This is a genomic window from Paenibacillus sp. J22P15 (assembly GCF_056269345.1).
The window spans coordinates 455,106-481,169 of sequence record NZ_JBWDNT010000001.1; the positions used below are offsets into that span (position 1 = coordinate 455,106).

The following is a 26,064-nucleotide window of genomic DNA, read 5'->3' on the forward strand; positions in this document are numbered from 1 at the left end:
ATCCATTACAGCAGTTGCGAAATCGTGTAAAATGATGAAGTTGAACAATCGGTCGTATTTCCGATTACGCGCCGTTTAGAATGGAGGTTTCCCTTTGATTCGGATTGTTGGTTATACAAAAGAAAAACAATGGTTGACGGATTTAACGATGGAAGATCTGGGCAAGCCAGAGCTGGATTGGTATTGGGTTGACTTTCATAATCCGAAGGAAGAGGAATGCAGACTGCTCGATACTTTTTTTCACTTTCATCCACTGGCTATCGAGGATTGCTACCATCTGCTTCAGCGGCCCAAAATAGATCATTATGATGATATTCATTTTTTTGTGCTGCATGAGATTGAGCGTAAGACATTGACCGTAAATGAAATCAATATGTTCATAGGTCCTCGTTTTATTGTAACGTTTCACTACGAGCGATCACCAGAGATTGAAGAAGCGCGGACAAAGCTATTATCTAGTACGAAGATCGGTGAGAAAGGCCAGCTATTTGCAGCATATCTTGTAATAGACAAGTTGGTCGATCAATATTTCCCTGCCGTCCATGAACTGGAGGACCAGCTTCTGGATATAGAAATCGGGAGCGGAGACGAGCAAAGCCAGACAGCTATGAGTGATATTTTCAATATACGGTCTCGTTTGCTTCGATTACGTAAGACGATCGTACCAATGCGTGATTTATTGTATCGCTTGACGAATTCGGATCGTATTGATGGGCTGAAGCCCTATTTGGCCTTTTATCATGATATTTACGATCATCTGCTCAAGCTGACCGAAATGATGGATTCAAGCAGAGAGATGACAGCTGATTTACGAGACAGCTACATTTCATTCAATTCCAATCGAATGAATTCGATTATGAAGACACTTACCGTCATTACGACGATTTTTATGCCGCTAACGTTTCTAGCAGGAATTTATGGTATGAACTTTCAGAATATGCCTGAGCTAGAATGGAGCTGGGGTTATTTCGCTGTCATTACGGTTATGCTCGTCATTGGACTTGGAATGTATGCCTGGTTCCGGAGCAAGGGCTGGTTTAAATGAAATGAATAAGGTGGTTTTTAAGCAATGGAAATGAAAGAGCCTGCTCGGATGAGCAAAAAGCGGATGTTTACGATAGCGGGTATTATGGCAGGAATTATGCTTGTACTCGTTCTTATGCTTTATTTGATGATTATTGCACTCGAAAATCGTAATGCTGTTAATATTACAAAATCTGGTCAAGCTCTTCATTATACTTATCATTCACAGACATCGGCAAACGGAGTGAAGCTGCACGTACTCCAGACGAAGCCAGCCTATGTAACACTGGAGACGATAAATACAAATGTGACTCTTTCAGGTAAGGTAGGCATTAACGGTGGTTTTTTCTACGGCAATCAGCTGCTAAGCATAGGAGTCGTGAATAGCTTTCCGGTTAACAAGGAAATTGGCAATTTTGGAACAGGAAGCGAGAATGTAAAGTATGCGAGAGGTACACTCGTTTGGGATGGAACTTCCGATGCTCTAAGCGTACAGGTTGCAAGCAAAGCTTCTGAGATTAAAGTGAAGGATCATACGCATTTCTGGGCACAAGGCGGTATTAGCATGAGTTTAGGCGATGATGCTCGTTGGATTGAGCAGTCGGTTAAGGAGAATGCACCGTTCCCAGAGGATGATCGTTTGCGTTCAGCAGCAGTATACGATAAAGCGGGCTCATTATATTTAGTCGTAAGCGAAACGAAAAGTTCGCTTGCTGTGTTTAGGGAAGCGATTGTTTCGAGCATTGGCAATGGGAATCTGGTAGACGGCATCTTTCTTGATGGCGACGGCTCGTCACAGTTATTTAGCAGCGAGGCTGCCTTGCCTGGGGACAACCGCCCCGTTGTACAAATGCTTCGGATCGTTAAATGAGCAGTTTTAGGATGAAGGAGCAATCAGCATGATTCAACAGCAATTGCCGATTGATAATGTATTGCCTCAGCTGCTGGCTGCCTTGCGCAGCGATGTGAATGCAGTTTTGGTAGCAGAGCCGGGGGCAGGGAAAACGACGCGAGTACCGCTTGCTCTGCTTGACCAACCCTGGTTGGCAGGCCGAAAAATAATTATGCTGGAGCCGCGCAGACTGGCAGCACGGTCCGCCGCTCAGTTTATGGCCAAGTCGCTCGGTGAGCTGGTGGGTGAAACGGTTGGTTACCGGGTCAGAATGGATTCGCGGGTAAGCGCACGAACCCGCATCGAGGTCGTAACGGAAGGCGTACTAACTCGCATGCTGCAGGAGGACCCTGGACTTGAGCAGATCGGGGCGATATTGTTCGATGAGTTTCATGAACGTCACTTGCATGGGGATCTTGGTCTGACGCTTTGCTTGCAGTCGCAGCAATTGCTGCGCGAGGAATTACGTCTCGTCATCATGTCAGCTACGCTTGCTGCAGACCCTATTGCTGAGCTGCTTGGCGGCGCATCGATCATTCGCAGTGAAGGTCGCGTATTTCCTGTGGAGACACATTACATGCCAGCAAAACTTACCGGACCGATTGAGCCTCACATGGCGCGAGTTATTTTGGAAGCTCTTCGCAAGCATGATGGAGATGTGTTAGCCTTCTTGCCGGGCGTTGCAGAGATACGGCGCACAGCAAGGCGGCTTATGGAGAACGGAATCTCTTCACATGTTCGCATTGAGGAGCTGCATGGCAGCTTGCCGCTGGAGAAGCAGGATGCTGCAGTTGCACCATGCGTCTCTGGGGAACGCAAGGTTGTACTAGCGACTTCCATTGCAGAATCGAGCTTGACGGTTGAGGGAATTAAGGTGGTTGTCGACAGCGGTCTTATGCGTGTCCCTCGGTTCTCACCAAGAACGGGAATGTCTCGGCTTGAGACGATGCCTGTCTCGGCCGCATCTGCTGATCAGCGTCGTGGAAGAGCAGGACGTTTGGCACCAGGAACCTGTTATCGGCTGTGGACGGAACAAGAGCATGTTTATTTCCCACAACAAAACACACCGGAGCTGCTTGAAGCGGATTTGGCTTCACTTGCTTTAGAACTTATCCTTTGGGGAATTAAAGATCCGCTTGAGCTTGAATGGTTGACACCGCCGCCCGCTGCAGCATATGAACAAGCCATATTGCTGCTAAGACAGCTGAACGCAATAGATGTGGACGGAAAACCAACAGCAGCGGGTGTGAGAATGGCGCAGTTTGGTTTGCATCCGCGGCTGGGAGCAATGATCTTGCAGGCTTCCGAGCTCGGATCGACAAGACTTGCATGTGATGCCGCAGCGTTGTTAAGCGACCGTGATTTGCTGCCGCAGGAGCGTAATGTAGATATTCAGCTTCGTCATGATCTGCTCTATAGACTGGCAGGTCGAAATCGCAACAATGTAATAGACGGAAGTTCCGACCATCCTAGCAGCGGGGCAGCACGCCGGATTATCGCACAAGCAGATCAGTGGGAGCGGCTCATAACCAAGCACAATGGAGCTGAAGAAAAAAGGCAACCTATTCCGATTGGCGTCTTGCTTGCACTTGCTTATCCTGATCGTATTGCTCAAAGACGCAGCGATGGTCGATACTTATTAGCAAACGGTAGAGGAGCGCTGCTGCCTGAGCTTCAACCGTTGTCAGCTTTACCTTATATTGTTGCTTGCGAGCTGGATGATGCTGGCTCAGAAAGTAGAATCCGTCTAGCAGCTGAGCTTCGTCCAAATGATATTGAACATTACTTAAGCAGTTATATGACAACGGAGGAAGCTGTAGAGTGGGATGCTCAAGCACAAGCCGTGCGTGCTAGGAAGCGGATGCGGATTGGGTCTATCGTAATGAAGGAATCCATTTTGCAGCAACCTGATGAACAACAAGTCGCTGCTAGTTTGATAGCAGCCATTCAGGAAGCAGGCTTTGTGATGCTGCCAATGAATAAGCAGGCGCAGCAGCTAAAGGCCAGAATGAAGCTAATGGCGCTCGCGGGTAATGATTGGCCGGATGCTTCTGATGAGGCGCTGCTGGGTACACTTGATGACTGGCTGAAGCCGCATATTTTCGGAATGAAGAGCCGCACTGATTTGCAGAAGCTGTCCATGCTGCAATTGCTTGAAGGCATGCTTAGCTGGAAGCAGAGGCAAGAGCTGGACGAGCAGGTTCCAACCCATATCGTCGTGCCCAGCGGCTCACGCATTCCGGTAGATTATAGTGATCCGGAGTCACCTGTGCTCGCCGTTCGATTACAGGAATTGTTCGGTATGAAGGATACTCCGCGATTAGCGAGGGGAAGGCTGCCGGTTACACTGCATCTTTTGTCTCCTTCACAGCGGCCTGTTCAAGTCACGCGAGATCTAAGCAGCTTCTGGGAGAATGCTTATTTCGAAGTGAAGAAGGATTTGAAAGGACGATACCCAAAGCATTATTGGCCGGATGACCCCTATACAGCTATGCCGACGAATCGAGCGAAGCCGAGACATACGTAATCGTCTCGGCGGTTTCTGTTCTAGGTACAATCATTGCCTTAGTTTGAGTTTGAGAGGAAGTGAGCAAAGGTTATGCTCTTATATATTTTGATTATTTATTTGCTATTCATTAACAGCTATTCGTTTGTATTAATGGGCATAGATAAGAAAAGCGCCAAAAAGCAGCGCAGACGAGTACCTGAAAAACGTTTGTTTATGTTAAGCGCGATTGGCGGAGCAGGCGGAACTTGGCTGGCAATGAAAAAGTGGCGCCATAAGACGAAGCATCGCTCTTTTACATTAGGTGTTCCCGCTCTGTTTGTACTAAATATATTGCTTATTCTGGGGGCTGTCTGGCTTATCGGAATTACCGCAAACTCTTGATTGCTTTGAGAAGCGTTCCTATGGTATATTGGGGCTTCTCTTTTTTTTCGCACACCACAAACTTAGGAGGTAACTGACATGACCGTTCAAAGTGCCTATCAAGAAGAGCAGGATCGATTAACGGAGTCATTAAAGGATATTATGACTCAGCTTCAAGCTATCGGTCCACGCTACAAAGGCGATGATTTCACGGAGCAAATGCTCGATTTGCAGCAAGAAGAAAACAGACTTAGACTTGAAATATCAAAGCGTGAGCCGTATTTCGGACGAATTGATTTTCAAGAATTGCCAGCGGGTGAGCAGAAACCGCTATACATTGGCAAAGCCGGCGTGGCAAAGCAGGGCAGCAATGAGCTGCTTGTCATCGATTGGCGTGCGCCAGCAGCAAGCGTATTTTATTCTTTTACAGGCGGCGAAGCACCAGCTTCCTATGACTCGCCTGATGGGGTAATCGAAGGTTATGTTCATTTGAAAAGAAACTTCATGATCCGTCAGGGAGAATTGATTCGACTGGTTGATAGTTATGTGCGCGGCCAGGAAGAAGGCTCTGTGACAGATGAGTTTCTATTATATCGCCTAGGCGAGAACAAGGATAATAAGCTGCGCGACATCGTTTCTACGATTCAAGGTGAGCAGGACCGTATTATTCGTGCCGACCGTAATAAGGCATTATTTATTCAAGGAGTTGCAGGGAGCGGTAAAACAACCGTTGCATTGCATCGACTTGCCTTTTTGCTTTATCAATACGCCGACCGTATGCGAGCTGAACGCATGATTATTTTTGCGCCAAACCGAATGTTCCTTGATTACATATCCGGTGTTTTGCCAGAACTTGGCGTAGGCGATATTCAGCAAACGACTTTTAGCGACTGGTCTTTAGAGCTGCTTGAAAACACGATTACCGTCAGCGAACCATCTGATACAATGTCCTATTGGTTCGAGGAACGTAGAACCGCTTCCGAAATTGAACATTCTTCCGGCAGATTTAAAGGCAATCTTGCTTTTCGAGCAATCATAGACGATCGCATCGCAGATTTTGAACAGAAAATTGTACCAACAACGTCGTTTGTGCCGATTGATGGCTTTGAGCTATCTCCAGAGCAAATGCGTGAATGGTATGATACAGACTATGGCGAAGAGACGCTCATGAAGAAGCGCGATCGATTGGTTAGCCGTATTCGCCGCTGGATGGAATCAGAGATGAAGATGAAGCGGGTCGTGGACAAAAAGGTAAGAGCGAAAGCGCTCACGAAGTTTAATAGCTATACGAAAAAAATTCCTTCCTATACCTCGTTGCAGCTATATGCTTCCTTATTCAGCGGCAAGCAGCTTGTAAGCAGTATTCCTAAGCCGATTTCAAAAGCAACTGCCGAACGGTTGAAAAAAGGGATAGCAGCCGCAGAGGATTTGGCACCGCTAGCCTATATCCAGCTTCAGCTATATGGATTGCCGAAACAGTTCTTCGATCACATTGTCATTGATGAAGCGCAGGATTACTCACCATTCCAGTTGGAAGTTCTCCGTTTATGTCAAAGAACGGCCTCGATGACGGTGCTTGGCGATTTGCAGCAAGGGATTCATGCCTACGCAGGCGTTCAAAGCTGGACGGAGCTAACGGCTTTGTTCGATGAAGAGCTGATTGGCTTTTATGAGCTCAATCGAAGCTACCGTTCAACGATGGAAATTATTGAATTCGCCAACAAAATTTTAGGAAGCATGGTTGGTGAAGTTAAGCCTGCTGTGCCAGTATTCCGAAGCGGCGATGCTGTGCTTGCGTTATCGGTTGAAAATGAGCAATGGCTTGAATCGATTGCAGCAACTATTCGTGAATGGCAGTCGAAGGCTGAATACGAAACGATTTCCGTCATTGGGCGTACGGCGCTTGAATGCGAAGAAATTCACAGTTATTTAGTACAGCAAGGTATGGATGCCTCGCTAGTGCAGAGCAAGCAGCCTGCCTATGGCGGAGGTTTATCCGTGGTACCTGTCTATTTATCAAAAGGTTTGGAATTTGATGCGGTTCTAGTGGCAGATGCGAGTGAGGAAGCTTATTCAACGCTCGACGCCAAGCTGCTGTACGTCGGATGTACTCGTGCGCTGCATAAGCTCAAGCTGTTTTATCGCGGGAATCTCACATCGCTGCTGGGCGACGAAGCCTGATTTCGATATAATAGGCAGCAACATAACTTCTAACCGGAGGCTTTGAAATGAACTGGGATGAATGGCTGCCGCCAGTATGGCTATCTTTAAAAGTTTCGATTGTTGCAAGTATTATCGTTGCCATTATAGGAATGCTGGTTGCGCGTTTCATGACTCGGCATTCTTTTAAAGGCAAAAGCATAGTGGAAACTCTATTTATGCTGCCTCTGGTCCTTCCGCCAACTGTTGTTGGATTCATTCTGCTTATTATGCTGGGACGAGGGAGCTGGATAGGAAAAGCATATGAATGGTTGTTTGAACAGCCTATCGTTTTCTCTTGGATCGCCGCGGTTATCGCGGCGGTCATTGTTGCGTTTCCGCTCGTTTACCAGACGATAAAGGTTGGCTTTCTTTCCGTTGATCGTCATTTGGAGGATTCTGCTCGCTCAGCAGGTGGAAGCGAATTTCAGGTGCTGCGTTACATAACATTGCCTTTGGCTAAGCGATCACTGACAACAGCATACCTGCTCGGATTTGCTAGAAGTTTAGGTGAATTTGGCGCTACTTTGATGATAGCAGGCAATATTCCCGGTCGCACACAAACCGTTCCTACTGCTATATACATCGCTGTAGAGACAGGGGAGCTGGGTATGGCATGGGCCTGGACAATCGCTATTATTGCTTTTTCTTTCACTATGCTGCTGTTTACGGGACGTAAATTAGAACAATAATGTGAAAGACGAATCCGAATCCGGCTTGCCAGCGTATTACATGCGGAGAGGGAGAGTGCGCTACGATGTCAACAGTAATGGATACGCATCAATCATTAAACGATGCTTTACTTGAGATAGAGAAATGGGAGAAAGACCAGAAGGATATATTTTTTTGGGAGAAGCTAGGCCGTCTGCCGTTTATGCTGCTCGACAAAATAACGCCAAAGTTTATTCAAGAGAAAATCGGGGTAGCTGTGGATGAAATAGGCAGCTATATTCAACATGGCGGCAAATATCTTATTTCGGAACGTTCAGTTACTGAGCGCTTGCAGCGAAATGCTGTCCAAGGAGAGGTGTTTCTTGTAGATGATCCGGAAGTAACAATGGATCAAGTGGCAGCGATGCCGCTTTCCATTATGAAGATTACTGCTGAGCAATTAGCATCTAGCCGTTCTACGATGGCAACTCTGCAAGGGGCAACGACGGGAATAGGCGGTATTTTCACCTTAGCGATCGATATACCGGCAATTCTTGGTTTGTCTCTAAAGATCATTCAGGAAATCGCGGTTTGTTATGGTTTCGATCCGAAGAGCAAGGAAGAGCGTGTATTTGCCGTCAAGGTGATGCAATTTGCTTCATCGGATATCGTTGGAAAAAGAGCGATACTGGAGGAACTAAGCGCGTATGACCAAGCGGGTCGCAGCAAACAAATGCTTTCGCAATTGCAGGGATGGCGTGAGGTTGTAGCTGTCTATCGTGATAATTTTGGCTGGAAGAAGCTGTTTCAAATGATTCCAATAGCAGGAATGCTATTTGGTGCTTTTATAAACCGGGGTATGATGAACGATGTTGCAGATGCTGCAGCAATGCTCTATAGAAAACGCAGAGTAATGATAAAGCTGGAGGAAAAAGAGGCGAAAGCATAATGACGACTAGCAGCATAAGAAATATTATCGCCGAGCAAGCAATTGCTTTCCTAGGAGAAGCCTATTATGAACTGGGAAAGAGTGAAGAGGAAGCCAAGCGCAGAATCATTGAAGTTCAGAAACAAATAGATGAGACGGGCTATTACACGCATACCTATGAGGAACTGAGGCATGGTGCGAAGATGGCGTGGCGTAATAATAACCGTTGTATCGGTCGTTTATTTTGGCAGACGCTTGAAGTATTTGACGCGCGCGATGCAGAGGATGAGCATGATGCGGCTAATCGGATATTCCAGCATATGAGCTATGCAACAAATGGGGGGCGGATTAGGCCTGCGATTACAATCTTTCCGGCTGAACATGAATCAAACCACATTAGAATTTGGAATCATCAGCTCGTGCGTTATGCTGGCTATCGCTATGGTGAAGAAATTATGGGTGATTCAGCCTCAACTGCCTTTACGGATGAATGTCAAAAGCTAGGCTGGAGGGGTGAAGGAACGAAATTCGATATTTTGCCTCTGGTCATTCAGAAGGGCGAGCAATCGCCTAAGTGGTTTGCGCTGCCTAAGGAGAATGTGCTCGAGGTAATATTATCGCATCCTGAGAATGAGGAATTCGAACAGCTCGGTCTTAGGTGGTATGCGGTCCCGTTTATTTCGGACATGGAGCTCGAAATCGGCGGAATCTCCTACAAGGCTGCACCATTTAACGGCTGGTATATGGGAACAGAAATTGGAGCGAGAAACCTATCGGACACGAGTCGCTATAATCAGCTGCCTAATGTAGCGAAGCTTTTTCAATTTGACATGTCGACGAATACTTCCTTATGGAAGGACCGTGCTTTAACGGAGCTTAATATAGCTGTGCTCCATTCGTTCAAGAAGCAGGGTGTCAGTATCGTTGATCATCATACGGCATCTGAGCAATTTCTACGTTTTGAGAAGCAGGAGCAGGAACAGGGTAGAGCAGTGACCGGGCGCTGGTCTTGGCTTATTCCTCCTATGTCCCCGGCCTCAACGGGCATTTGGCATCGCAGCTTTGATGATACGGAACTAACGCCTGCTTACCGTGCACAGGCTGCACCATACTAAAATTTAGTTGCAAAAATAGAGGATGGTAAGTTCATGAGATGGGCTAACCATTCTTTTTTTATATGAACATTATGTCATCGAGAACAAAAATCCAAAGCTCCTGTCATTCAAGGTAGGTTCTCTCAGCTGATGTCGCGAAGGGGCGAGATATGCTATTCTAAAGAGATGACAACAGCTTGCTTGGAGGAATTATAAACGTGGATTTTAATATGAAATATTTATCCTTTTTCGTTATTCATACCGATGGTGAAGAAAGTGCGACTTCATCAGGTAAACGTTTTAAGCATTATCAAACATTAGAAGAAGACACCTACGAGGATAGTGAAATCCAGAGGTTTTTGGATGATGAGTTCAAACGAATTGTCAAAAGAAAAGTAGAGCGCAATCCAAACTCCGCAGGAGCGCCTACCAAAGTTGGTCGGTTTATGGTCGAGCCTGGTTATGAGCTCGGCAGCAATCAGAACTATAATTTATTTCAGCGACTGCGCGACGCGGATTCAAAGGAGCGCTTTGTCGGCATCGCTGATGAGCTCGTTCGGATCTATATGGATACGAGCGCAGTAAGGGGCGGTGCGTTTATCATTGCGCTCTCTACGCTAAATACTTTTTTTGATGAACCTTTTTTATTTTTGCTAAAATGTGATTTTGAACCGAAGATTGCTCGGATTTCTGATGAGAAAAACCTGATCTCGCAAGTAGAGATGGCAATCTCCTCCCGAAGCATCAAATCGATTCAATATCCGCATATGCCAGAGGAAGGTATGCTTGAGCACTGGGAGCTGAAAATACATCAGGCTTCACATGCCCGTTACTATGAGGATTTCTTGAAATACGTATCGTATGAGAAACCTTTGCCTGAGGTAATGGGTGAGCAGGTAGTAGAAATGGTCCATCAATATATAGCGGATAAGTGGCAGGAGGATGAAAGCTCTGAACGCCGAGAGGAAGAGAATGCAGTTGAGTTATGGGCGGCAAGCGAAAAGCGTGAACTTCAGGAGTGGTGGACGCCTGAGCAGGTAGAAGTTGCGGCAGCAGCTTTAGTTGAGCAAAAGCCTGATTTGCCGTTTACGTTTAAACTTGGCGGTGTTACAGTGAAGGGGCTGCTCGCAGACTTTGGCGACAGCATTCATTTTGCCAAGCATAATGGCCGTTACGTAGTCGTTATTGAAGGGGATTCCTTTCAATTCGATAAAGGCATGTCCCCGGTGGAGCTTGTACAGCCGCTTGATCTGGTAGACGTTATGCCTCGTATCGGAAGCAAACAGCCTGCTGAAGATGCAGATTCTGGGTACAGCTATACGCCGCAAGGCGAGGGGACAGGATCTAATGATGATGTTCCATGGTAAGAGAGCGAACAGGTATGAAATCTAACTTTGAAGGAGAGGATATTTAAGTGGACAACTTATTTTTTATAGAAATAGGCATGGGATGCGATCTTCACGGTCAAAATATTACAAAGGCATCGGTGCGTGCGGTACAAAATGCGATTCACCATAACTCGATGCCGGGACTGCGGTCAGTACTGCCAGGCGGAACGCTCGATAACATGAAGGTGCGGGTTAGACTTGCGCTTCCTTGTGATCATGAGCTTCTTGATGTTGAGCAGGTGAAAGCAGTGCTGCCTTATGGCCAAGTGACTGTTGAACTGATGGATGGCGGTATGTTGACGACCAGCGGTGTAGTGCTGCCTGATAAAGATGATAAGAACGATTTGATATATATCGTGAATGCATCGGTTGAAGTAGGCTACTAGAAGCATCCCACTTGCATAAAGGGAGAAGACGATGGTTTTAAAGCTAGCAATATTCGTGTTATTACTTGTATTTACCGCTTTCTTTGTCGCGACGGAGTTTGCTATTATTCGTATGCGTTCAAGCAGGGTTAATCAAATGGTCGCGGAAGGCATGAAAAACGCTAAAGCTGTAGAACAGGTTACGAATAAGCTGGACGGTTATTTATCGGCTTGCCAGCTGGGCATTACGATAACTGCGCTAGGACTCGGATGGATAGGTGAGCCAACGGTTGAACTCATTTTGCACCCGTTATTCGATCGTTTCCATATTGAAGGCGAGCTAAGCTCTGTTCTGTCGTTTGTCATTTCATTTATCATCGTGACCTACATGCATGTCGTACTTGGGGAGCTTGCTCCAAAAACATTAGCGATCATTAAATCGGAAGAAGTCAGCCAATTGACAGCTCCGATTATCATTGTTTTCTATAAGGTCATGTACCCGTTCATTTGGCTGCTTAATGGTTCTGCGAATTTTTTGGTAAGGATGCTGGGTTTGAAGCCTGCAAGTGAGCATGAAGCTCATTCCGAGGAAGAAATCCGCATTATTTTGTCAGAGAGCTATGAGAGCGGTAAGATCAATAAAAGCGAGTATGGCTATGTGAACCGGATATTTGCCTTTGATGAACGGCTTGCTAGGGAGATTATGGTGCCTCGGACGGATATGATCTGTTTGTATGTCGATCAGTCTCGCGAAGAGAATCTGGAAATTATAAAGAAGGAACAATACACAAGATTTCCAGTTGCCAAAGGAAGCAAGGATAACATCATTGGTATCCTCAATACAAAACAATTTTTTCTGCGTTATGATACAGATCGGGACATTTCATTCAATTCACTGCTGCAGCCCGTCATGTCGGTTCCAGAAGTGATGCCGATCAATAAGCTGCTTCGAAAAATGCAGCAGGAACGCGTCCATATTACAATTTTGTTAGATGAATATGGAGGAACAGCAGGGCTAATTACGATTGAAGACATTATAGAAGAAATCGTCGGGGAAATTCGTGATGAGTTTGATGAGGATGAAGTGAAAGAAATTGAAATGATTGAGCAGCAGCGCTACTTGGTGAACGGAAAAGCACTAATTAGCGATTGGAACGAAATAGCTGGAACGGATCTAGTTAGTGAAGAGGTTGATTCAATAGGAGGCTGGCTGTTTAATCAGAAGCCGGAGCTGCCCGTTGGAGAGCCATGGATCTATGATAATATGACGTTCATTATTCGGGAGCGTGACGATAATCGTATCCGAAAAATTGAAATTATTACGGATTTGATCGAAAATGAGATGGGCACGTACGGACATGCATAGAATTGTATAAAGCAAATAAGAAATCAGTCTAATTCAAGGAGGAGATTGGACGTTGGGCGATTTGATTAATGCGATTATTATGGGTATCGTAGAAGGGCTTACCGAGTTTTTACCTGTATCATCTACAGGTCACTTGATCTTAACAGCAGAGCTGCTAAATTTCACGGGGGATCGGGCAAAAACCTTTGAGGTAGTCATACAGTTTGGTGCGGTGCTGGCTGTCCTTGTGTTGTACCGACAGCGATTTGCAAGTTTACTTAATTTTAAAATAGGCAAAAACTCAGGCTTAAATGCATTACATATTTTTCTAGCGATGCTTCCTGCCGGTGTATTCGCGGTTTTGCTGCATTCGTTGATTAAACAATATTTGTTTAGACCAGAGACGGTGCTAATTGGATTAATTGCAGGCGGGATCTTGATGATTATCGCTGATCGGGTGAAAAAGAAGCCTATTGCAGAGGAGCTTGACGATATCTCGTATAAGCAGGCTTTTGCCATCGGATGTTTTCAGGTTCTTGCATTATGGCCAGGCTTCTCACGTTCGGGGTCAACGATCTCAGGCGGTATGTTATTCGGTACGAGCCAGAAGGCGGCAGCAGAGTTTACTTTCCTAGTTTCCGTGCCGATCATGGCAGGAGCAAGCGGAATCGACTTGATCAAAAGCCGTGAGTTTCTGTCGATGGCGGATTTGCCTTTATTTTTGATTGGCTTTATCGCTGCATTTATCGTAGCGATGATTGCGGTTGTAACGTTTATCAATATGATGAAAAAAATTAAGCTTTCATGGTTTGCTTACTATCGTTTTGCGTTAGCAGCACTTTTTTATTTTATTATTTTATAAAATGATAGGTGTTACCGTGGATGTGCCATTAACCTGTTTTTGGAAAAAGAACAATGGTTTTCGACATGAACGTCGAGAATGATTTTCAACTGCATACATAGATAGGAAAAGATAGGGAAATTAGGCTTGGATGAACTATCATTAATTTATATCCAAACGATCACTTTTTCTAATATAGCTGAGGAAATCAGGGCAAATTGCCCTGATTTCTTTGTTTTGTGGGTTAAAAACGATCTTTTGCTTGAAAATGTAAATTTAAGTATTAGAATTGATCGTTGAAGGATTTGTCTAATTATGTTAGGTTAATTATTATTGAAGTCCTTCTGAAGCACTATTATTTTAACTGACTATTAAAAATAAAAAATTGATTTTATGTTTATGAGAGGTGGATATTGTTGCAACTTCAGGTAACGAACAGTCCTTTTAATCAAGAGCAAGTTGAACTTCTGAATCGCCTTTTGCCGTCGCTAACGGAATCTCAGCAAATTTGGCTTACAGGCTATTTGTTCGCTCGTCAAGCATCAGCGGTACCCGCAGCAGTTGGGTCCAGTGTGCAAGCTATTTCCGAAGGGGCAGCTGTGGCGGAGACCGTCTCCATAAGCAGCCAGCCATCCGTTTCACGAGAGGTTACTGTACTGTTTGGATCCCAGACCGGCAATTGCCAACGGGTTGCAACAGGCTTATCTCGTAAGCTGGAAGAACAGGGGCTGCAAGTAACACTAGCTCCAATGAATAAATTCAAAACTAACAATTTGAAAAAAGTTGAAAACTTGATTTTGGTTGTAAGTACTCATGGTGAAGGGGAACCGCCGGATAATGCGCGGAGCTTCCATGAATTCCTTTATAGCAAGAGAGCGCCACAGTTAGAAAGTCTTCGTTTTTCCGTTTTGGCATTAGGAGACACTTCGTATGAATTCTTCTGTCAAACAGGCAAGGATTTTGACCAACGTCTCGAAGAGCTAGGCGCACAGCGTCTTAGTCCGCGTGTGGATTGTGATCTTGATTATGATGAGTCAGTTGCCGGCTGGTCGGCACAAGTTATCAGTTCATTGAATGAACGATTGAATGCTGGATCGACAGTATCCGCTGTTGTAACAGAATCAAGCAACGATACAGTAGCTGAACAATCTGTCTATTCGCGTAACAATCCGTTTAAGGCGGAAGTGCTTGCGAATATTAATTTGAACGGCCGCGGTTCTGATCGGGAAACAAGACATTTGGAACTGTCTCTTGAAGGCTCTAATTTACAATATGAACCGGGTGATAGTCTCGGTATTTATCCGGAAAATCATCCAGATCTAGTAAAAGCAATCATTACGCATATGGGCTGGAAAGCTGATGAAATCGTTCCGATCAATAAGAACGGCGAGCAGGGCTCATTGCAAGATGCGCTTCTAAAGCATTATGAGATTACATCATTAACGAAACCTTTGTTGACGCAAGCAGCAGAGTTATCTTCTAGCACAGGCTTGCGTGAGCTATTAGCGCCAGGACAAGAGCAAGAGCTTCGAAACTATATCAACGGACGTGATCTGCTTGATTTAGTACATGATTTTGGACCTTGGAGAGGAACAGCTGCCGAGTTCGTAGCTATTTTGCGGAAGCTGCCAGCGCGACTTTATTCGATTGCCAGCAGTTTCAAAGCGAATGAGGATGAGGTTCATCTTACAGTGAGAGCTGTACGTTATGAAGCGCATGGTCGTGATCGTTATGGTGTATGCTCCGTTCATTGTGCTGAGCGTGTACAACCGGGAGACACCCTTCCGATCTACATTCAACAAAATCCGAATTTCAAACTGCCTGCTGATTCCGATACTCCAGTTATTATGATTGGTCCGGGTACAGGCGTGGCTCCATTCCGTGCATTCCTTGAGGAACGCGATGAGCTTGGTGCAGAAGGTAAAGCGTGGCTATTTTATGGCGATCGTCATTTTGTTACAGATTTCTTGTACCAAACCGATTGGCAGAGAATGCTTAAGGATGGTGTCCTAACTAAGCTCGATGTAGCATTCTCCCGTGATACGGATGAGAAGGTTTATGTACAGCATCGTTTGCTTCAGAAGGGCCGTGAATTATTCGAATGGCTTCAAGCTGGCGCATATGTTTATATTTGCGGCGACGAGAAGCATATGGCTCATGATGTGCACAACGCCTTGTTGACCATCATTGAACAAGAAGGCGGACTCAGTGCAGAGCAAGCAGCAGCTTATTTGAATGATATGCAGGATCAGCAGCGTTATCAACGCGACGTGTATTAATAGATCGTAATAAAACAACATGAGTACGTGAATGATTGCGAGAGGAGATAGCAACAATGGCGAAAGAGCAATTGGTTAAACCGATCGGTGGTCCGCCAAGCGAGGTTGAGCATATTAAGATTAATAGCAACTACCTGCGCGGCGCACTAGTTGAAACGATGAACAATCCGATTACAGGCGGTTTGCCTGAGGATGACAATCGGTTGTTGAAATTTCATGGGAGTTATATGCAGGATGACAGGGATTTGCGTAACGAGCGTGAAAAGCAGAAGTTAGAGCCTGCGTTCCAATTCATGATCCGGGTAGTTCTGCCAAGCGGTGTAGCAAGCTCTGAACAATGGCTTGCAATGGATGGATTAGCGCATAAGTATGGCAACGGAACATTGCGTTTGACGACACGTCAAACATTTCAAATGCACGGCATTTTGAAATGGAATCTAAAGCCGACACTTCAAAAAATAAATAGTGAGCTGATGACTACACTAGCAGCTTGCGGTGACGTGAATCGTAACGTAATGTGCAGCCCGAATCCTTTTCAATCCGATCTTCATGAGGAAGTAAGCTACTGGGCACGTCAGGTTAACGACCATCTGGCTCCGCGTACTAAAGCTTATCATGAGATCTGGTTGGACGGTGAGAAGGTAGTTGACGGTACACAAGAAGGTACAGAAGTTGAGCCTATTTATGGACCTGTGTACTTGCCACGTAAGTTTAAGATCGGCTTTGCTATCCCACCATATAACGATGTAGATGTTTTTTCCCAAGATATCGGATACATTGCGGTTATTGAAGATGGGAAGCTGAAAGGCTTTAACATTTCAGTGGGCGGCGGTATGGGTATGTCGCACGGTGATACAACAACCTATCCTCAGCTTGGTAAAGTTATCGGCTTCTGCCCGCCAGAGCGTATTGTCGCATTGGCAGAGAAGACCGTAATGATTCAACGGGATTATGGAAACCGCTCAATTCGCAAGAACGCACGGTTTAAATATACGATTGATCGTCATGGTATTGAATGGTTCAAAACTGAGCTTCAAAATCGGCTTGGCTGGCAGCTCGAACCGGTACGCGCTTATCAATTCGAAAATAACGGGGATCGTTATGGCTGGTTGAAGGGCAGCAACGGCAAATGGAATTTGACGTTGTATATCCAGAGCGGACGTATTGAGGACCAAGAAAATTACGAGCTGATGACTGGTTTGCGTGAAATTGCTAAGGTTCATACAGGCGACTTCCGTATTACGCCGAATCAGAATCTTATCATTGGTAATGTAAGCAGTCAGAAAAAACGCAAAATTACTGAAATAGCAGAGCAATACGGACTGACAGACGGTGCGCATCATTCTGCTTTGCGCAGAAGCTCATTATCCTGTGTTTCTTTGCCGACATGCGGACTTGCAATGGCAGAAGCGGAACGTTACCTGCCTTCTCTGATCGACAAGCTTGAGCCAATTATTAATGAAGCTGGTTTACGTGATAAGGAGATTAATATTCGGATGACGGGCTGCCCGAACGGCTGCGCAAGACCGGCACTTGGAGAGATCTCATTTATCGGCAAATCAGTCGGCAAATATAATATGTATATGGGCGCGGGCTTTGCTGGAGAGCGTCTAAACAAAATATACCGTGAAAATATCGACGAAACCGAGATTATTGATACATTAAAACCGATTATTAACCAGTATGCCAAAGAACGGGAAACTGGTGAGCACTTCGGAGATTTTGTTATCCGGGCTGGTTATGTGAAGGCCGTTAATGACGGTCAGGAGTTTCATAACTGATCTCAATATTTTCTATGAATAAGTGAAAGAAGACCAGAATTTGGTCTTCTTTTTTGTTAACTTTTTAATTGATATATTGGAGGTAATGAGGTTGATTTATGAAGTAACGTTAGAGGAATATAATCCAGAATGGGTAGAACAATTTGAGCACGAAAAAGAAAAAATTCAGGCAGCTTTGAGTGATAAAGCTGTTATTATTGAACATATCGGCAGTACCTCTATTAAGGGACTATCCGCTAAACCAATCATTGATATTGCACTTGGGGTCAAAGCACTTAGACAGGCAGATTTGTTCATTGAACCGCTAGAACTTATCGGATATGAATATGTTCCAAAGGATGATTTTCCAACTCGACGTTTCTTTAGGAAAGGTGAATGGAGAAAGGGGACTCATCATCTGCATGTATATGAGGTATGCAGTGATGAATGGATAAGCAACCTGTTATTTCGTAATTTTTTGAGGGAGCATCCGGAAACAACCCGCCAATATTCTGAGTTAAAAGAAGAACTGGCGAGGCTATATACTGATGATAGAACGACATATACTAATTTAAAAGCTCCGTTTATTCAGTCGGTTATTGAAGCTGCGAGAAAAATTCAACTTAAAGAGAGGTAAGATTATGCCAAATACAGTTCGTTTAATTAAACCTTCCATCAAATACCGAACGGAGTATATATCTTTTTATGAGGATTGGATCACAAGTGGGGAGGATATGGTTCCGTGGGTAATTGAAAAAGATCCTGAAGAGTTTAATGAAATCTCGTTGTATGTGATAAAGGGAACATGGGCTCAGAAAAAACAATTTTAAAAAATGGTGGAATTTTTGAATCAGAATTTGTTGAGGAAAACGGGAATACGATTAGAAGATTTTGGATTGATATAACGTGATGTATATATGGTTTTAACATTTACAAATCATCAGCATGTTTCCATCGGGATCTTTAAAATTAAAAAAGTGTCCATGTTCAATGCCGGTAATGATCTCAATTCCTCGTTCATTCATAAATTGAAAAGCGATATTGATATCATCTGTATTGAAATGAAACATCGGTGTTCGCGCATAAGAGTCTTCGGTGAAAATCTTACTGTCTAAAACAATATTTTGACCGTTGTTATCTATTGGGATACAGCATAAATGCCCTGCAATAATATCATATGTAGGCTCAATTTCTAGTAATGAACAGTACCATTCACGTGCTTTTTCAATATCTCTAACGGGTATAAAGATAGCACCAACTTTATTCGAAATAATACTCATGTAAATCACTCTCCTTTTTATGAGTATTTTACCATAATTAGAGATGGTGTAATCATAAATAACGGATTCTGTGTCCGCTCGGTGTCCAAATTGTGTTGTTAGCTTATTGGCAGCTGGTATACAATCTAGAAATAAAGAGGCATTCCGACATTCTCGGAATCGCCTCTCATCGGGTTAATATAACTATTCTTGATCACGCAGCAGCTTCTTATCGAGTACAAAGGTGCCGAACGGGACAAAGGATGCAATAAAAGCAACTGCTGCCTTGAAAAACGACCAGCGGTGTTTGATCCATACATGAAATACAGCAAGAATATAAAGTACAAATAATAATCCATGCAGCCCGCCAATGACGGTTACAGGCTCTGGAATATCGGCCCAATATTTGAGGGGCATAGCTATGAACAACAATAGTATGAAAGATAATCCTTCAATGAAACCAACCACCCGCAGTCGTCCTATTGCGGTTTTAAGCATTTGAAAACCTCCAGTTAATGTGATTTCGAGCGTGGTTCTAAGCCAGCCCATAGTAGTTCTACGATTTCGGACGCAGCTTGTTCCACTGTTTTTTCAGAATTAATGATTTCTTTGCGATTTCGCACCGTCAGCATTGCCGTAAATACATGTGCAAGCAGCAGAGAATCGCCCTTGACGATCTCATCTTCATCCATCGCTTTCTGAAAAACAGTCGCAACTAATTCGTGGATCGCTTGCTCACTTGCCCGTATTTGTGTGACTTGCTCCTCCGATAACCCGCTTGAAGCTTCACGCATCATCGTCTCAAATTCAACATGAGCATTGTTCATGTGACGCACAGCTACCATTTGCAGTCTTTCTTTGAGTGATCCTGTACCATGGATGAATTTTGCGGTTTGATCATAAGCCATTTTTAGTACAAATTGCAGGGATTGCGTAAACAACACACTTTTATTATTAAAATAATAATAAACGCTGGCTTTGGTAATTCCGCAAGCCTGTGCGACACTCTCTAATGACACTTTTTCGAAACCTTGCTCCATAAAAAGAAAAGCAGCCGTACGCAAAATTTGCTGCATCGTCTGATCTGAACCCGTGCCCTTGGGCCGGCCTGGTTTGCGTTTTATTTGCTCATCGCTCATCGACTTGCCCTCCATTCATAAAGTTGTTAAAAATATAAGTTGATTAATTAACCTTCGGGTATATATAATTAATCCATAACTTGAGTTAATTTTAAACTATATACGTGAGTATGTGAAATGGAGGATATGGCAAATGATCGAAAAATTAGCTGGAATGATCGCCGGACCGCGTACAAGATGGATAACTGTCGTAGTATGGGTGCTATTAGCTGCACTTCTTACTGTATTTCTTCCTGCCGTGGGCGACAATGAAGAGAGCAATGCTCCAAACCTTGAAGTGGACAGTCCATCCGTTATTGCAGATCAGTTAATAAAAGAAAAGTTCCCAAGTTCATCTGGAATACCGGCATTAGTCGTCTGGCATCGTGAGGGCGGCTTAACGGAAGAGGATTTTGCTCTAATTCAATTAACAACTCAAAAATTGGTCGATAAGCCTTTAGAAGAGCAAGGAGAGGTAGTACCACTGCATCAAATGCCTCTCCCTGCATTGCAAAAATTTGCATCCGAGGATGGAACGACACTCGTTCAGCCAATTTCATTCGGAGAGCATACTGAAACTGAAGTTTTGAAAGAAAATATTGAGGCGATCAAAGCGATTATCGAAGAGGCTTCTGGAAAAGATCCTTTTACCGTCCCCGTTAACGATGCTGCTGAATTAAGTGTTCGAGTAAGCGGACCGGTCGGAATTTCGGTAGATGCTACTGACTTGTTTAAAGGAGCAGACGTATCGCTGCTGATCGCAACAGTACTTATCGTATTGATTTTATTACTTATCATCTATCGTTCGCCAATACTCGCAATTATACCACTTGTCGGAGTAGGTTTTGCTTATGCCGTAACAAGTCCATTGCTGGGTTGGATGGCTGGTGAAGACTGGATTACAGTGGATGCACAAGCCATATCAATAATGACAGTTCTTCTATTTGGAGCAGGAACGGATTATTGTTTATTCTTTATCTCGCATTTCCGTCAAGAGCTCACTCGTGAAAGCGACAAAATGAAAGCTCTGAAACGTTCATTTAAAGATGCTTCAGGAGCGATTGCAATGAGCGGCTTTACCGTCGTGTTGTCATTGCTGGCGTTGCTTGCAGCTAAGTATGGTGCATATGATCGTTTCGCTGTCCCATTCAGCTTGTCCATTCTTATTATGGGGATTGCGAGCTTAACATTAGTTCCTGCATTACTTTCCATCATCGGAAGAGCTTCCTTCTTTCCCTTTATACCGCGCACAGAATCGATGGAGCAGGCACGGGCAAGTAAGAAAGGTAAAACCTATCACAGACCAAATCCTGAGAAGAAGCTTGGTTCGAAAATTGGCAGTTTAGTCATCGCAAAACCTTGGATGGTTGTCATCTCGTCAGTGCTGATTCTAGGTATCTTAGCCAGCTTCTCAAGCCATATTAAATTCACATATGATTTATTGTCATCTTTCCCTAAAGATATGCCATCAAGAGAAGGTTTTGAAGTCATTTCCAAAACGTTTACACCTGGGGATTTAGCTCCGATTACAGTCGTAGCTCAAACGGATGGCAAAACAACAGACTTAGCTGAGAAGCTGGCTGGCATACCTCTGGTGGATCATGTTAAGGAAGCACAGCAAAGCGCAGTCGATCCGAATTTACTATCCTATTCCGTTATCTTGAATACGAATCCGTACTCACAAGAAGCAATGGATACCATCCCATTACTTCATAAAGCGACTGAAACGGCACTTAATAATGCAAACGTGGAAGATGCAGCTCAGAAGGTTTGGATTGGCGGACAGACAGCAACACAATATGATTCGAAGGTGTTAACGGATCGCGATAATAATGTAATCATCCCATTAGTTATCGGACTTATTATGATTTTGTTGCTAGCTTATCTAAGATCGATTACAGCAACGCTATATCTAGTGGGTACTGTATTGTTGTCATATGCCGCAGCACTGGGACTAGGCTGGATTATCCTGCATTACATTATGGGGGTTGATGCTATCCAAGGTGCGATACCGTTGTATGCATTCGTTTTCCTCATTGCGCTCGGTGAAGATTATAATATATTCATGATTTCGAGCATTTGGCAAAAACGTAAAACGATGCCTTTGAAGAAAGCGATCAAAGAAGGTGTTAGTGAAACAGGCGGTGTCATTACATCTGCGGGACTTATCCTTGCAGCAACGTTCGCGGTGCTTGCATCTCTACCCATTCAAGTGCTTGTCCAGTTTGGACTGATCACTGCAATTGGAGTATTAATGGATACATTTATCGTTCGTCCATTCCTCGTACCTGCGATTACAACCTTGCTTGGGAAGAAAGCTTTCTGGCCAGCTAAAGTTGAGCTCATTGAGGAGCCAAAGCAAACCTCAAAAGGTTAACAAAAAATAAAAGCTGTTTCAATCGTTGCTTTGGCTGGAACTGACCCCATAACGTGAGACAAATCAAAACACCTTTAAGTTGAAATTACGAGTGTTGTAAAATACTTGTACAACTTGGAGGTGTTTTTTAATGGGGACAAGGGTCAATTACCCAGTAGAGGTGAAGGCGCCAGCTGCATCCCTAATAAACCCGAGGACGACGCTACATCGTACCCGTGTCGTTGTTTTAGTTCACTGTTCTTCGCTTCGATTTTATAACGTTCCTTCGCCTTTGCTTTAAAGTAGTCGCTTTCCTGAAACTCAGCCTGTTAATCGAAGCAATTCTACGATTCAAGTTTGTAGCACTCCAAAATTCAAGGTATAGACCGAAATAATCCTAAACACTTAGTTAGCCCACACTCCATAAGTCGATACTTCATATGATTAATTGTCGTTAAAGAATTGCTCTTATAGGGGTCCGGCCAACAAAACGCGGGGTTCGTACGTTAAGCTGGTTAGTCCATTATGATCGAATCATTGTGCAACACAATTGTTAGCGTACGTTTTTCGCGTTCTGCTGGCTATATCTCATAGAAAGGATGTGTTCATTATGGGTGTAAGACCTATTCCTTGTCCAACTATTTGTTCAGCCTTTAGGGCTGTCAACAATACAGCTAATCAACCTGTTACTGCAAATAATCCTGTAGCTCCAGTACTATATCCAGATGAAATATTTGATTTAAACAATGAATATGATAATGATCCTATTTCACCCACCTTTTCTAAATTCATTCCAAAGCAGGACGGAGTCTATTCGGTTATTGCAAGTGTCATATTTTTTTCTGATCTCGTGGAGTCACCCGATATGCCCCAAGATTATAGAGTGCTTATAGCTATCCGGGTAAACGGCTCAATTGAAGTTTTTGATAACGATTTTTGGGGTTCAACACTTGCTAACGTAATTGGTAATACGGTGAGTGTTTCTGCTATCCTTCAGTTAAAAGCTGGAGAAGAGGTGGATGTCCATGTCGAGAGTACCGTCAATGGTAGTATCGTTTTCATTCCGTCTGCAACACACTTTGAAGCAGCTAGATTCCCATCACCAATAAGTAGTACCCCAAGTAGTTTTTCCCAAACTTCTAAAACTTCGAAAACTTCGAATCGAAGTGATAAACGTTAAAATGTAATGACTAGCGATTCGACGGAATCCCAATATTGAAAAGTTAAACGTAGCATACAAAAAAGGCCCTACAAACAAGCCATTTCATTTTCTGGAACTGACCCCATAACGTGAGACAAATCAAAACACCTTTAAGTTGAAATTACGAGTGTTATAAAATACTTGTACACTTGGAGGTGTTTTTTACGTGTTGTACAAGGGTCAGTTACCCAGTAGTGGTGAAAATAAAGGCAATCGAATTGCGATACCCTTAAGTGCGAAACGTTCTATCTCGACCGATTGACCTGCACAACGACGGCAATCGTTGAACAGACGGTCACAGACTACATAGATTATTATAACAACATTCGTATTCAAGGTCAGTTCCGCTGCGGTTGAGACAGTTTTTTAGGTTTCTATTATTGCAACATTTTTCCAGTTAGTTACGTCTTATCTTAAAGGGCAAAAAGCCTAATATAGAGAGACGGTTAGGAGAGAGATCATGTTTATTAAAAAGCAGTGGGTGGGTTTAGGACTAGTTTTCGTTTTATTGGCATTTAACTTACTATCTTTCCCTACAAGTGTAAAGGCGTGCAAATGTGCAAACGCTGGAACTGTTCAAGAAAAAATAAATAAGAGTGATGCGGTGTTTGAAGGTACAGTAACCTCCGTGAAAGCTTCTTCATTAACATTATTTCGTTCTTCCGAGAAAGCAGTGAAAGCAAGCTTCCAAGTAGATCAAGTGTGGAAAGGACATGTTGCTCCAACAATTGAAGTAGAAACGACTGATAGTGAGTCGGGCTGCGGCTATCCATTTAAAGAAGGTGAGCGATACGTAGTTTATGCAGCAGCAACAGGTAAATCACTAATAACAACCTGTAGTGGAGCGGTGCTGCATGACGATGCAAATGAACATATCGAGCTGCTAGGTGCGGGCTCCTTGCCGCCGCAGCCTAGCAGTTCGGATAAGCAAGCTGAGGGCTCGTTTTCGCTAATTTGGTATATTGCATTTGGGGCAATTGCTGCAATTGCGCTTGTATTCTTTATTTACCGAAAACGAAAATTTTCTAGATCAAGAACATTGCAACGATAGTGGTTACAACGAGACCAATGAGTACGGGTTTTAAATTACGACGAGCGAGCTCGAAAGGGTCAACACCGCAAATAGCAGCTGCAGGAATAAGCGCCCATGGTATGATTGTGCCGCCGCCAACCCATATGGCAGCAACCTGACCAAGGGCAGTTAAAGTAGCGATGCCTGAGCCAATCGCATGGCCAAATAGCTGAGCGATGGAACCTGCCAGTGATATGCCGGAGAAGCCGGACCCGTCAAGCCCGGTAACCGCACCTACTACCGATAACGTAATCGAACCGACCACACCATTCACGGGAACAACATGTGCGAGTGCAATACCTAAATCATTAACGATACCGTGAGAAGCTTCAGGCAGCTTCTCACCAAACATAGCTAGAAAACCAGAATCGCCCAGATAGAAAAATGCTGCTATCGGTATAACTGGGCCGAATACTTTAAAGCCGAATAAGAAACCTTCAATAAGATAGCTGGTCGTCTTCTCGAAGCCTTTGCCTCTGTGCGTCAGCATTGTGATCAATAGCATGATGAGAATAGCGGTTCCGCCTATAAGTGCAGTCGCATCGCCGCCTTGAAGATCCAGCATGAACATAGCAGCAACATCCAGAGCGAATAACAAAGGAATAATAGCTGCAAGCCAGCGCTTTGTACCAAGTGAAAGTGCATTACGATCAGAAGCCGCTTCAGCATAAGATGAGGGTACATAATCTTTAGCGGAGAGGACCAGACCATTACGCCAGGTTCCTAATTTCTGATCGCGGCGCATCATCCAGAAAGCAACAACTGTCGTGACTGCACCCATGACGATGACAAGCGGAATGCTTGCTTGCATAACCTCGCTGACAGGAATTCCAGCTGCATCTGCTGTGAGCTTGGGAGCACCTTGAATGATATAATCACCTGACAACGCGATGCCATGCCCAAATAGGTTCATGGCTACGGCTGCTCCGAGCGCTGGCAAGCCGACACGAAGTGCCACTGGCAGCAAGACCGCTCCGATGAGGGCAACCGCTGGTGAAGGCCAGAAAAAGAATGAGGTTACCATCATAATTAAGCCTATTCCCCAAAATGCAAGTGCTGGCGTTCTTAGAAAGCGAGTAAACGGAGATATCATAATTTCGTTTATACCGGTTCGAATCAATACCCGACTCATAGCGACGATGATGGATATAATTAGAATCGTTCCTATCAATTCTTTTATTGCGTAAATAAAGCTGTTGAATATACCGCTTACAGAACCGCTCGCCGATGTAGTTGCAAGTATGCCGATGCCTAAAATTCCCGCAATACAGATCAGCGTAGTATCGCGGCGCATCAGCATAAATCCAATAATGGCAATAACGAATGACAAATAAACCCAGTGAAGCGCCGATAAATGAATATCCATCTCGATCATCTCCTTGTGACATACACGAAACCAGCGGGAGCTAATATCGTATAACAAT

Annotated in this window: 22 protein-coding genes and 2 pseudogenes; 20 read left to right on the forward strand and 4 right to left on the reverse strand. The window is 44.2% G+C overall.

Translation table 11 applies throughout. From position 1 onward, the window contains the following. The first annotated feature begins 94 nt into the window (after positions 1 to 94). The 16 genes and pseudogenes from corA (at position 95) to AC0YN6_RS02230 (ending at position 18,544) form a co-directional block, all read left to right on the forward strand. Positions 95 to 1,045: a magnesium/cobalt transporter CorA gene (gene corA / locus AC0YN6_RS02155; RefSeq protein ID WP_475744765.1), complete on the forward strand. Its 951-nt coding sequence runs from the start codon at positions 95 to 97 to the stop codon at positions 1,043 to 1,045. A 24-nt stretch (positions 1,046 to 1,069) separates the two neighbouring features. Further along, positions 1,070 to 1,894: a hypothetical protein gene (locus tag AC0YN6_RS02160; RefSeq protein WP_475744766.1), complete on the forward strand. Its 825-nt coding sequence runs from the start codon at positions 1,070 to 1,072 to the stop codon at positions 1,892 to 1,894. A gap of 28 nt (positions 1,895 to 1,922) precedes the next feature. Continuing rightward, a complete protein-coding gene (gene hrpB, locus AC0YN6_RS02165) occupies positions 1,923 to 4,442 on the forward strand; it encodes an ATP-dependent helicase HrpB (RefSeq protein WP_475744768.1) in 2,520 nt (839 codons plus the stop codon). A 72-nt stretch (positions 4,443 to 4,514) separates the two neighbouring features. Beyond that, positions 4,515 to 4,805, forward strand: coding sequence for a DUF1294 domain-containing protein (locus tag AC0YN6_RS02170; protein ID WP_475744769.1), 291 nt, complete (start codon positions 4,515 to 4,517; stop codon positions 4,803 to 4,805). Positions 4,806 to 4,883: 78 nt separating this feature from the next. Further along, the gene (locus AC0YN6_RS02175; RefSeq protein WP_475744770.1) at positions 4,884 to 6,965 is read left to right on the forward strand and encodes a HelD family protein; all 2,082 of its coding nucleotides are present in this window, start codon (positions 4,884 to 4,886) and stop codon (positions 6,963 to 6,965) included. A gap of 47 nt (positions 6,966 to 7,012) precedes the next feature. Beyond that, a complete protein-coding gene (gene modB, locus AC0YN6_RS02180) occupies positions 7,013 to 7,675 on the forward strand; it encodes a molybdate ABC transporter permease subunit (RefSeq protein WP_475744771.1) in 663 nt (220 codons plus the stop codon). 65 nt (positions 7,676 to 7,740) lie between these two features. Then, entirely contained in the window at positions 7,741 to 8,583 is an 843-nt protein-coding gene (locus tag AC0YN6_RS02185) for an EcsC family protein (RefSeq protein WP_475744773.1), read from the forward strand. Continuing rightward, a complete protein-coding gene (locus AC0YN6_RS02190; protein WP_475744774.1) occupies positions 8,583 to 9,677 on the forward strand; it encodes a nitric oxide synthase oxygenase in 1,095 nt (364 codons plus the stop codon). The genes AC0YN6_RS02185 and AC0YN6_RS02190 overlap by 1 nt, the downstream gene beginning before the upstream one ends. A 197-nt stretch (positions 9,678 to 9,874) precedes the next feature. Then, positions 9,875 to 11,023 (forward strand): DUF3900 domain-containing protein, encoded by a 1,149-nt coding sequence (locus AC0YN6_RS02195; protein ID WP_475744776.1) that lies wholly within the window; start codon positions 9,875 to 9,877, stop codon positions 11,021 to 11,023. A gap of 47 nt (positions 11,024 to 11,070) precedes the next feature. Then, the gene (locus AC0YN6_RS02200) at positions 11,071 to 11,430 is read left to right on the forward strand and encodes a Lin0512 family protein (protein ID WP_475744778.1); all 360 of its coding nucleotides are present in this window, start codon (positions 11,071 to 11,073) and stop codon (positions 11,428 to 11,430) included. A gap of 31 nt (positions 11,431 to 11,461) precedes the next feature. Continuing rightward, on the forward strand, positions 11,462 to 12,775 hold the full coding sequence (locus tag AC0YN6_RS02205; RefSeq protein ID WP_475744780.1) for a hemolysin family protein: 1,314 nt from the start codon (positions 11,462 to 11,464) through the stop codon (positions 12,773 to 12,775). A 52-nt stretch (positions 12,776 to 12,827) separates the two neighbouring features. Next, a complete protein-coding gene (bacA, locus tag AC0YN6_RS02210) occupies positions 12,828 to 13,616 on the forward strand; it encodes an undecaprenyl-diphosphate phosphatase (protein ID WP_475744782.1) in 789 nt (262 codons plus the stop codon). A gap of 395 nt (positions 13,617 to 14,011) precedes the next feature. Beyond that, positions 14,012 to 15,874: an assimilatory sulfite reductase (NADPH) flavoprotein subunit gene (locus tag AC0YN6_RS02215; RefSeq protein ID WP_475744783.1), complete on the forward strand. Its 1,863-nt coding sequence runs from the start codon at positions 14,012 to 14,014 to the stop codon at positions 15,872 to 15,874. Positions 15,875 to 15,930: 56 nt separating this feature from the next. Beyond that, positions 15,931 to 17,655: an assimilatory sulfite reductase (NADPH) hemoprotein subunit gene (gene cysI / locus AC0YN6_RS02220; RefSeq protein WP_475744784.1), complete on the forward strand. Its 1,725-nt coding sequence runs from the start codon at positions 15,931 to 15,933 to the stop codon at positions 17,653 to 17,655. A 91-nt stretch (positions 17,656 to 17,746) separates the two neighbouring features. Then, positions 17,747 to 18,271, forward strand: a complete 525-nt coding sequence (locus tag AC0YN6_RS02225; RefSeq protein ID WP_475744786.1) for a GrpB family protein — start codon at positions 17,747 to 17,749, stop codon at positions 18,269 to 18,271. A 4-nt stretch (positions 18,272 to 18,275) separates the two neighbouring features. Then, positions 18,276 to 18,544, forward strand: a pseudogene (locus AC0YN6_RS02230) (hypothetical protein). 13 nt (positions 18,545 to 18,557) lie between these two features. Here AC0YN6_RS02230 and AC0YN6_RS02235 read toward each other — a convergent pair. The 3 genes from AC0YN6_RS02235 to AC0YN6_RS02245 all read right to left on the reverse strand — a co-directional run bounded on the left by AC0YN6_RS02235 (position 18,558) and on the right by AC0YN6_RS02245 (position 20,032). Further along, complete coding sequence (locus AC0YN6_RS02235; protein WP_475744788.1) at positions 18,558 to 18,914, reverse strand: VOC family protein; 357 nt, start codon at positions 18,912 to 18,914, stop codon at positions 18,558 to 18,560. Positions 18,915 to 19,097: 183 nt separating this feature from the next. Beyond that, the gene (locus tag AC0YN6_RS02240) at positions 19,098 to 19,391 is read right to left on the reverse strand and encodes a DUF3817 domain-containing protein (protein WP_475744790.1); all 294 of its coding nucleotides are present in this window, start codon (positions 19,389 to 19,391) and stop codon (positions 19,098 to 19,100) included. Positions 19,392 to 19,405: 14 nt separating this feature from the next. After that, positions 19,406 to 20,032, reverse strand: a complete 627-nt coding sequence (locus AC0YN6_RS02245) for a TetR/AcrR family transcriptional regulator (RefSeq protein ID WP_475744792.1) — start codon at positions 20,030 to 20,032, stop codon at positions 19,406 to 19,408. Positions 20,033 to 20,165: 133 nt separating this feature from the next. Here AC0YN6_RS02245 and AC0YN6_RS02250 point away from each other — a divergent pair, with 133 nt between their 5' ends. The 4 genes and pseudogenes from AC0YN6_RS02250 (at position 20,166) to AC0YN6_RS02265 (ending at position 24,619) form a co-directional block, all read left to right on the forward strand. Continuing rightward, entirely contained in the window at positions 20,166 to 22,388 is a 2,223-nt protein-coding gene (locus tag AC0YN6_RS02250; protein ID WP_475744794.1) for an MMPL family transporter, read from the forward strand. A 589-nt stretch (positions 22,389 to 22,977) separates the two neighbouring features. After that, positions 22,978 to 23,547, forward strand: a complete 570-nt coding sequence (locus AC0YN6_RS02255) for a hypothetical protein (RefSeq protein WP_475744796.1) — start codon at positions 22,978 to 22,980, stop codon at positions 23,545 to 23,547. A gap of 258 nt (positions 23,548 to 23,805) precedes the next feature. Beyond that, positions 23,806 to 23,925 (forward strand): annotated as a pseudogene (locus AC0YN6_RS02260) (IS3 family transposase); the annotation flags it as partial. Between the two features lie 103 nt (positions 23,926 to 24,028). Beyond that, complete coding sequence (locus tag AC0YN6_RS02265) at positions 24,029 to 24,619, forward strand: hypothetical protein (protein WP_475744798.1); 591 nt, start codon at positions 24,029 to 24,031, stop codon at positions 24,617 to 24,619. On the opposite strand, the gene AC0YN6_RS02270 is transcribed toward AC0YN6_RS02265, so the two are convergent. Further along, complete coding sequence (locus AC0YN6_RS02270) at positions 24,594 to 26,006, reverse strand: hypothetical protein (protein WP_475744800.1); 1,413 nt, start codon at positions 26,004 to 26,006, stop codon at positions 24,594 to 24,596. The two genes, AC0YN6_RS02265 and AC0YN6_RS02270, sit on opposite strands and share 26 nt — an antisense overlap. Positions 26,007 to 26,064 lie beyond the last annotated feature (58 nt).